Annotated in this window: 8 protein-coding genes and 1 pseudogene; 6 read left to right on the top strand and 3 right to left on the bottom strand. The window is 45.9% G+C overall.

The genetic code is table 11. From position 1 onward, the window contains the following. Positions 1–96: 96 nt before the first annotated feature. On the bottom strand, positions 97–357 hold the full coding sequence (locus AKL11_RS18410; RefSeq protein WP_067520163.1) for a hypothetical protein: 261 nt from the start codon (positions 355–357) through the stop codon (positions 97–99). 228 nt (positions 358–585) lie between these two features. Between AKL11_RS18410 and AKL11_RS18405 the strand changes: the two genes are divergently transcribed. From AKL11_RS18405 to putP, 3 genes are all read left to right on the top strand, one after another. Further along, entirely contained in the window at positions 586–1,164 is a 579-nt protein-coding gene (locus tag AKL11_RS18405) for a sn-glycerol-3-phosphate transporter (RefSeq protein WP_095210510.1), read from the top strand. A 427-nt stretch (positions 1,165–1,591) separates the two neighbouring features. After that, positions 1,592–2,944: a DEAD/DEAH box helicase gene (locus tag AKL11_RS18400; protein ID WP_067520221.1), complete on the top strand. Its 1,353-nt coding sequence runs from the start codon at positions 1,592–1,594 to the stop codon at positions 2,942–2,944. A gap of 133 nt (positions 2,945–3,077) precedes the next feature. Further along, positions 3,078–4,571, top strand: a complete 1,494-nt coding sequence (putP, locus tag AKL11_RS18395) for a sodium/proline symporter PutP (RefSeq protein WP_067520219.1) — start codon at positions 3,078–3,080, stop codon at positions 4,569–4,571. Positions 4,572–4,594: 23 nt separating this feature from the next. On the opposite strand, the gene AKL11_RS18390 is transcribed toward putP, so the two are convergent. Beyond that, a complete protein-coding gene (locus tag AKL11_RS18390; protein ID WP_067520217.1) occupies positions 4,595–5,143 on the bottom strand; it encodes a hypothetical protein in 549 nt (182 codons plus the stop codon). A gap of 199 nt (positions 5,144–5,342) precedes the next feature. Between AKL11_RS18390 and AKL11_RS18385 the strand changes: the two genes are divergently transcribed. From AKL11_RS18385 to AKL11_RS18375, 3 genes are read left to right on the top strand one after another with little or no spacing between them, the layout of a single operon-like run. Then, positions 5,343–5,639: a transposase gene (locus tag AKL11_RS18385; RefSeq protein WP_067517703.1), complete on the top strand. Its 297-nt coding sequence runs from the start codon at positions 5,343–5,345 to the stop codon at positions 5,637–5,639. Continuing rightward, positions 5,636–6,502, top strand: a complete 867-nt coding sequence (locus AKL11_RS18380) for an IS3 family transposase (RefSeq protein ID WP_067520215.1) — start codon at positions 5,636–5,638, stop codon at positions 6,500–6,502. The genes AKL11_RS18385 and AKL11_RS18380 overlap by 4 nt, the downstream gene beginning before the upstream one ends. 15 nt (positions 6,503–6,517) lie before the next feature. Further along, the gene (locus AKL11_RS18375; RefSeq protein WP_095210508.1) at positions 6,518–7,633 is read left to right on the top strand and encodes an ankyrin repeat domain-containing protein; all 1,116 of its coding nucleotides are present in this window, start codon (positions 6,518–6,520) and stop codon (positions 7,631–7,633) included. 116 nt (positions 7,634–7,749) lie between these two features. Here AKL11_RS18375 and AKL11_RS26805 read toward each other — a convergent pair. Further along, positions 7,750–7,875 (bottom strand): annotated as a pseudogene (locus AKL11_RS26805) (IS481 family transposase); the annotation flags it as partial. Positions 7,876–8,003: the final 128 nt, after the last annotated feature.

Below are 8,003 nucleotides of genomic sequence, written 5' to 3'. Positions count from 1 at the left end.
GATATTTGGGCAAAAGAGACTGACGACATAAACAGCACTTCCAGACTGGATTCTGTGATTTTTGACTTTATTGCGGCCCATCTCCGGTTTTTACTTTCAAGTCCGACAGCCTCCTAGATTCAGGTATTCTTTAATTAGCCGGGTTATTTGCGCCCTGGAATAGCCTGAAGCGACGATCAGATAGCGTTTGATCAGCCCTTTCTCAGGCTTGCTCAGAGTGCGGTATCGAAAGTGTTTGAGAGTGCCTGCAATCCATTGATAGCACTCGTCTTTTGACTTCCAACCAGGCTGTATCTGCGGTGTAGCCTGAAGCAGCTCCTCCACCTGCTGGAGCGATTTGATGAGCCGTGTGTCCATTATGATTTTCATCCAGTAATTTTGGACGAAAGATCAGAAATCACAGGCTTATTTCATTTTGGAAACAAGGGCTCCGTTCAGGCTCATTTCATATTGGAAGAGACTTCGTCGCGCTCCATTCTTCGGATTGTGCTTAACTTCTTTGGGTTTCTGTTGAACTAATAGGCTCGTTCAGTCTCTATTAATAAGCTGTTCAGCTTTTTGCAGTAAGCTTTACGCCTTCCTTTAATGTCATCAAGCACAGAGCTGGAGATTTTTTTGCTGTTCTCTATCAGTAGTCTTTGCCAAAAATCCAGTACGCTGCTTGTATTGGGAGTCATAGTGACTTGTTTTGCGTCACCGGTTTGGTCTTTTGTAACAGACGTTTCTGATAACGCCCAAGAAGCTGAAGATATAAGTGAAGGTGTTAAATATGTCTTTAGTACCAGTATCTATACCAAGCACTGGGACCCAAAGCCTGAGCATAATAATGACCAGAAGTTGATCGGTATTGAGCGCTATGAAGGAAATGAAATGTGGGGGGTGGCATTTTTCAAAAACTCGTTTAATCAGGATTCTCAGTTTGTTTATTGGGGGAAAGAATTCCGTCTGGATGACTATGTGTCAGGTATGAGAACTAAGTGGGCTTTTGGTTTGCTGCATGGTTACAGGGGGAAATATAAAAACAAAATTCCGTTTAACAATCTACATGTTGCGCCAGCTATACTGCCGACAATCGGCTTCTCGACCCGCTATCTGGAAACTGATTTGGTATTTCTGGGAGCCAATGCTATTACACTATCGGTTAGCGCACCTGTACGCTTTTGAAACTGGTCGAAGCTATTCATCCGTACTGCATCAGATAAACATCCAATAAGCTATTCGGATATAGACAATAGAAAGAAGTGGGTAGAAGATGTACTATCCACACGCTTGGTTCACTGATAAAACCTTCTGAAGCTCTTTATAGCTTATTAGATGATAATCTGCGGTATCGTTTCATTGAGTATTTTATGCATTGAAGCGTTGCTTATTATCAGGCATTAAGTTTTTACAAATTTGCTAAAGGCTGTTGAACACCCGTTAGACAATATATCGGGCTTTTAACATCTCACCCGGAAAAGATAAGTAGATTGTATCGTGCGAAGCGATTCCTACTACTGCTCATGAAAGAGCAGTGTGAAAGGCTGCTTAATATCAAGTTCCCTACGTTGGATTTCTTCGCCGTTCCAACCTTCATGAGACAATCTTACTTATGACTTTTTCTTCTCTGGGCCTTTCAGCCCCGATTCTGAAGGCAGTAGCTGAGGAAGGCTACGAAACACCGTCACCGATTCAGAGTAAAGCGATTCCTGCTGTGCTGGAGGGCAGGGATGTGATGGCGGCAGCGCAGACAGGAACCGGCAAAACTGCAGGTTTTACTTTACCGATTCTTGAGTTATTGAGCCGTGGCACGCGGGTAGGAGCGAACGAAGTTCGCACATTGATTCTGACCCCAACACGGGAACTGGCTGCGCAGGTAGGTGACAATGTACTTTCTTATAGCCGGCATTTACCACTAAGCTCCGCTGTTGTTTATGGCGGTGTTAAGGTGAACCCTCAGATGATGCGTATGCGTCGTGGGGCGGATATTTTAGTGGCTACGCCGGGTCGTTTACTCGACCTTTATAATCAGCATGCTATCCGCTTCAATAAGCTGGAAATTCTGGTGCTGGATGAAGCTGACCGTATGCTGGATATGGGCTTTATCCATGATATCAAACGGATTCTGGCTATTTTGCCAAAGCAGCGTCAGACCTTGATGTTCTCGGCAACATTCTCTGATCAAATCCGTACATTGGCGAAAGGGCTGGTGAATGATCCTGTCGAAATTTCTGTGAGTCCTCGAAATACAACAGCCCAGACCGTCACTCAATGGATTAGCCCTGTTGATAAAAAGCAAAAGCCTGCCTTGTTGGCTCATTTGATTAAACATCATCAGTGGGAGCAAGTGCTGGTTTTCAGCAGAACCAAGCACGGAGCTAATAAGCTCTCCCGCTATCTGGATGATAAAGGTATTACCTCTGCCGCGATTCATGGCAATAAAAGCCAAGGGGCTCGTACCAAAGCATTGGCTGATTTTAAATCTGGCGATGTTCGTGTATTAGTGGCTACGGATATTGCTGCCCGTGGATTGGATATTGATCAATTACCCCAGGTGGTGAATTTTGATCTGCCTAATGTGGCGGAGGACTATGTTCACCGTATTGGGCGCACGGGCAGAGCGGGTGCAACCGGTCAGGCGGTGTCTCTGATTTGTGCTGATGAAGTGGAGTTGTTGTCCGCTATTGAGCAGCTGATCAAGCAAACCCTTGAGCGTAAAGAAGTCCATGGCTTCACGCCGGTTAATGAGTTGCCAGAAACGGGCTATGATCCGAATCGTCGTCCTAAAAAAATCAAAAAGCCAAAGCAACCAAAGACTGAATATCAGGGTGGCCATCGAGCAGGCGGTAATAAACCGCATAAAAAGCCGGGTTCTACTGGCTCATCTGGTCGACAAACTTCTCCCGGTGCCAAGCAGCGCTCTCGAAAACCAAGAGTTAGCCCAGTAAAAGCGGGTACTCGTTAGAAGCTGCTCATGATCGTTTGCAGCTCGCAGAAAGATTGTGAACAGCTTCTTAGATATATTATTCAGTTTCTGCTTCTGTCCGATAAAGAGAGTTGTGCTTATAAAGCGTGAATGACTCTCAGGATGGACAGCCATGGACGGACAGTTTCAAATCGCGATGACCTTTCTGGTCTATTTTGCAGGCATGTTAGGTGTTGGTTATCTGGCATGGCTGCGAACCAGTACTGGCGCAGATTATTTTCTCGGTGGCCGTTCACTGGGGCCTTGGACTGCGGCGCTCAGTGCCGGAGCATCCGATATGAGCGGATGGTTGCTGCTTGGCCTGCCAGGCTACGTGTTTGTCGCGGGCTTTGAGGCAGTTTGGCTGGGTGCCGGTTTATTATTAGGAACCTGGTTGAACTGGCTGATTGTAGCGAAGCGCTTGAGAGTGTTCAGTGTGACAGCAAATGATTCCCTGACGCTGCCAGAGTATTTCTCAAATCGATTTTCAGACCTTTCCTCTCTTATACAACCGATCAGTGCTCTGCTGATTCTTGTGTTTTTCCTGTTCTATACCAGCTCTGGGTTAGTGGCTGGTGGCAAGTTATTTGAGTCCACCTTTGGCCTGGATTATGAAATGGCCGTCATCATTGGCATGGCTAGTGTGGTGTCGTATACGCTTTTCGGTGGCTTCCTTGCAGTTTGTTGGACGGATTTGATACAGGGGCTGTTGATGTCTGTCGCTATGTTGATTGTTCCCATCTACGCACTTGAGGTTGTAGGCGGCTCTGGTCAGCTGATGTCAGAACTGCAATCCATGGATGCCCATTTCACGAATCTTTTCACCAATAGGCAAGGTGAGAGCATCTCATGGATAACAATTGTTTCCTTATTGGGGTGGGGGCTTGGTTACTTTGGGCAGCCGCATATACTGGCTCGGTTCAAGGCAATAAAGCAGATAGAGCAATTACCCAGTGCGCGTCGTATAGCTGTTTCCTGGACTGCTGTGTGTATGGTGGGTGCACTGATGGTGGGGATTGCAGGTCTGGTCTATACCCAAAAGCAAGGGATTGTTCTTGCGGACCCTGAAGCAATTTTAATGTTGTTGGTCAATCTACTGTTTCATCCAGTGATAGCGGGTATTCTGTTAGCGGCGATTCTAGCGGCCATTATGAGTACCGCAGATTCCCAGTTACTGGTTTGTTCCACTGCAGTTGCTGAAGATTTCTATCGTCACTTCTTTCACAGAGCGGCAAGTCAAAAGGAAATGCTAGTCGTTGGTCGTATTACCGTTGTTGTCATGGCTTCGATAGCAACAGTGATTGCATTAACGCCGGACAGCTCTGTATTAGCGATGGTTGCTTATGCCTGGGCCGGGTTTGGTTCCGCTTTTGGGCCTGCCTTGCTGTTGTCGCTGTATTGGAAACGTATGAATGGGTTAGGTGCATTAGCGGGTATTGTGACAGGTGCAGTCACGGTGTTTGTCTGGCGGTCACTCAGTGGGGGATTGTTTGACCTTTATGAAATGATTCCGGGTTTTGTCTTCTCCAGCGCTGCGGTTGTTGTTTTCAGCTTAATGGGGCCGAAGCCCAAAGCAAAAGAGGCTGAACTATTTAGCAGAGTTCAGCCTCTTTTGGATGCAAAGTGAAAGCAAGGTGAATGCCAGTCGCCTTAGTTATGTCTTGGGTAACGCCAGAAGTTTGGACTGAAGGGGAGAATGAGTGTGGTGTCTTCCCCCGCTAAAGAAGCTTCTGGGTGGTAGTTGCTAAGATGATGTCGAACCACTTTCTCCTGCTGTTTAGACACATCCACCATAATCAGGTGCCTGCCCCGAATGAGTTCATCGTGAAAACGTTCCGTTTTGTAGTTTTCACGGGTGACACCGGCCAGACCACCACTCCATGCTCCAAACAGGGTAAAAACCCCGGCTACCAGAATAAGCATTGGGAACGATGCAGTAAATTCGAATGGATCCCAGAGTTCCAGAAGCGTTGCAATCGTCAGACCTGCAAGCCCGCCGATCAAGGCGCCAAGCTCTCCAGAGTGAAGTACATCATTTTCCTGAAGCATATTAGCGCTGTGAATTTGCCGGTGGTAAAGCCCTGCTTCATTGCGGCTGAGGACATGAAGATGCCAGTCTGAAATACCGGCATGGTGAAGATCATCGATGATTTGGGTTACACTGTTGAGCGAACCTGTCAGGTAGTAGAGACGTTTCATAGGATTCTCCTGCTTTACTGCCAGCAGAAACTGTCAATACATTATAGATTACTTTATCCCAACCAGTAGTTTGTAGGTGATTGCAATGAAACAAATAAAAGTCGCAGTACGGAAAAAAGGCTCCAGGGAAAGTGAAGTGGTTATAGTTTTCCGGACACACAAGCACGGGTAATATCAAAGCCCCTAAAGGTGTGTCCAGATGACAGAAAAGAAAGTAAAAACTTATACAGCAGAGTTCAAGGAGTCAGCCGTGAAGCTGGCTGTAGAATCCGACCAACCAGTGACTGAGACGGCCAGAGATCTTGGTGTCAACGCTAACACTCTGCACACTTGGATTGCCAAATATCATCGACCTAAGGCATCTGGCAAGTCAGAGAAAAGTGATGAGCATATATACGACGAACTGAAACGTTTGCGTAAAGAAGTGGCAAGACTCAAAGAGGAACACTCTATTTTAAAAAAGGCGGCAGCCTTCTTTGCCAGAGAAAGTCTCTGAGATTCAAATTCATCAGAGATTTCCAGGAGAGCTTCAGTGTTGCAGCTATGTGCAGAGTTATGTCCGTATCCAGCACTGGCTACTATGAGTGGCTCTCCCGGCCTGAATCGAAGCGATCTCAGGAAGATCGGGCATTGAAGGCAGAAATCATAGCTATACACGAGAAAAGCCGTAGAACATATGGTGAGCGTCGTATTAAAGATGACTTGGCTGATAAGGACAAAAATGTCAGTCGCCAGAGGATTAACCGATTAATGAAAGAGGCAAAGCTGGTTTGTAAAACAAAACGTAAATTCAAAGCAACAACTGACTCACGGCATAATAAGCCAGTGGCAGATAATTTACTGGAGCGCGACTTCCATCGGGATCAACCTAACCAGGCATACGTCGGAGATATTACGTATATCCAAACTCGCGAGGRGTGGCTGTACCTGTCGGTATTTATTGACCTGTGCTCGCGAGCAGTCGTTGGTTGGTCCATGAGCAATAGAATGACAGCAACGCTGGTAACCGACTCGTTGGAAATGGCAATGTGGAAGCGCAGGCCCAAAGCTGRCTTGCTGGTGCATAGCGAYCGTGGAAGCCAGTATGTCTCGGAACGCTATCAGTCATTACTAAAMGACAATGACTTYSTCTGCAGCATGAGTCGCAAGGGGAATTGCTGGGATAATGCGGTGGCCGAGAGCTTCTTTCATACGCTGAAAACAGAACTGGTTCATCATGAGGATTTTCAGACTAGAGAAGAGGCTCATCAGGCAATTTTTGAGTATATTGAAGTGTTTTATAACCGTCAGAGAAAGCACTCGAGCAATGGCTACCTGGCACCGTTCAAATATGAAAAACAACTTGCCAAGGCAGCGTAAAAAAGTGTTCGGAAAATCCTTGCCATATCAGCCAGACATGGTAAAGCACCTGTGGTTGAAGAACTGATCAGTCATGGCGCAGATCCAATGCAAAATAACCCTCATGCCGACTTGAACTCTCACGCACTGTTTATTGCGGCTCAGGAAAACCATGCCGATGTTATCCATGCTATAGCGAAAAGTGAGGTATTTGCTCCAGACAAGCCCAGGGGGGATGGTACTACTGCGATGTCTATGGCTATTGAGCACGGCAATACTCAAGCAGTAGATGCTCTCCTGACTAACAACGCCAGCCCAAATGCGCAGATGCAGTATGCCATTCGCCCAAGTGGCGGCATTGCACCGATTAGTGAAGGTGATGTAATTCCACCAGCAGAAAGTCAGGTCATCGTCACACCAGTCTATCTCGCTGCAGAGAAAGGCCAAACAGATATTCTGGAATTACTGCTCTCAAAGGGAGGGCATGCAAATATTATAGCCCCTGAGAACCCTATACAGAGGTCGCCTCTTGCCAGTGCAATACTTGGCCCGAATTGTCAGGAAAAGGTGGTTGAACTATTACTAAAGCATGGTGCAAAAATTGATGAGCTAATGCCTGCCCAGACAACAACGCAAAGGATTATTACACTGTCACAGTGGGCATGTATCCAGGCTGCCGATCTAACTCCTAAATCAAAGAAAATAGCGCAACTTTTTTGCGACTATCATCGAACACCTGCTGGCCAAAAAATGAGCTACGAAGAGTTTCAAAGGCAGTTTTCGATAGAAGGTACTATGAAACTCGCAGCATTCGACCCGCAGGTAATGGAAAATCTTTTGAAGAATCAAGATACCGCCAACAGCATGAGAAACTCTGTATTAGCTCTCATCAATCACCAACAGGGGGAAATGCTAGCATCTTCAGGATTGAGTAATAATGAACAGGACGCTGCAGCCAAGCAACTCAGGAGTCAGTGGTTGCCTCAAATAGAGGAAAAGATGCAACAGTTAACACCAGAGGAATGTCAAATGATGCTTCAGAAGGACTTGAAAACGTTTGAACAATCCGATGTTAATATAACTCAATTCTTTAAGAAATTAGATGAAAATATAAGGTCAGTAGATCACGACCCGCTCGGATTAAACCACTGATTAGGGTTTGCTGAAAAATTAAGTGCATAGATAGAGTTGATTAGTGGGTTAGTATTAGGTGTAGTAATTCAGACCCGATCTGACAGTTACCGTTTTTCAAGAAGGTGTCTGTCAGGTCAAGCTACGTTAACGAACTTTTCCATCCAGATCTTTTTACCATCAAGTAAAGTATCCATCGGCGTTCTGCCACAACACTTTTTACCTTGGTGAGTTCGTTCAGTATTGTAGTGAATTAACCATTCGTAGTCTCTTCCAATATGAAATGAGCCTGAACTGAGCCCTTGTTTCCAAAATGAAATGAGCCTGTGATTTCTGATCTTTCGTCCAAAATTACTGGATGAAAATCATAATGGACACACGGCTCATCAAA

It is taken from the genome of Endozoicomonas ascidiicola (assembly GCF_001646945.1).
GTDB lineage: Bacteria > Pseudomonadota > Gammaproteobacteria > Pseudomonadales > Endozoicomonadaceae > Endozoicomonas > Endozoicomonas ascidiicola.
The sequence above is the reverse complement of the archived record's forward strand: the minus strand, read 5'-3'. Positions and strand labels throughout refer to the sequence as shown.

Bases quoted from the DNA above. Each gene is read 5' to 3' on its own strand.
- AKL11_RS18400 (WP_067520221.1), top strand. From the start codon at position 1,592: ATGACTTTTTCTTCTCTGGGCCTTTCAGCCCCGATTCTGAAGGCAGTA.
- AKL11_RS18405 (WP_095210510.1), top strand. From the start codon at position 586: ATGTCATCAAGCACAGAGCTGGAGATTTTTTTGCTGTTCTCTATCAGT.
- AKL11_RS18385 (WP_067517703.1), top strand. From the start codon at position 5,343: ATGACAGAAAAGAAAGTAAAAACTTATACAGCAGAGTTCAAGGAGTCA.
- putP (WP_067520219.1), top strand. From the start codon at position 3,078: ATGGACGGACAGTTTCAAATCGCGATGACCTTTCTGGTCTATTTTGCA.
- AKL11_RS18410 (WP_067520163.1), bottom strand. From the start codon at position 357: ATGGACACACGGCTCATCAAATCGCTCCAGCAGGTGGAGGAGCTGCTT.
- AKL11_RS18390 (WP_067520217.1), bottom strand. From the start codon at position 5,143: ATGAAACGTCTCTACTACCTGACAGGTTCGCTCAACAGTGTAACCCAA.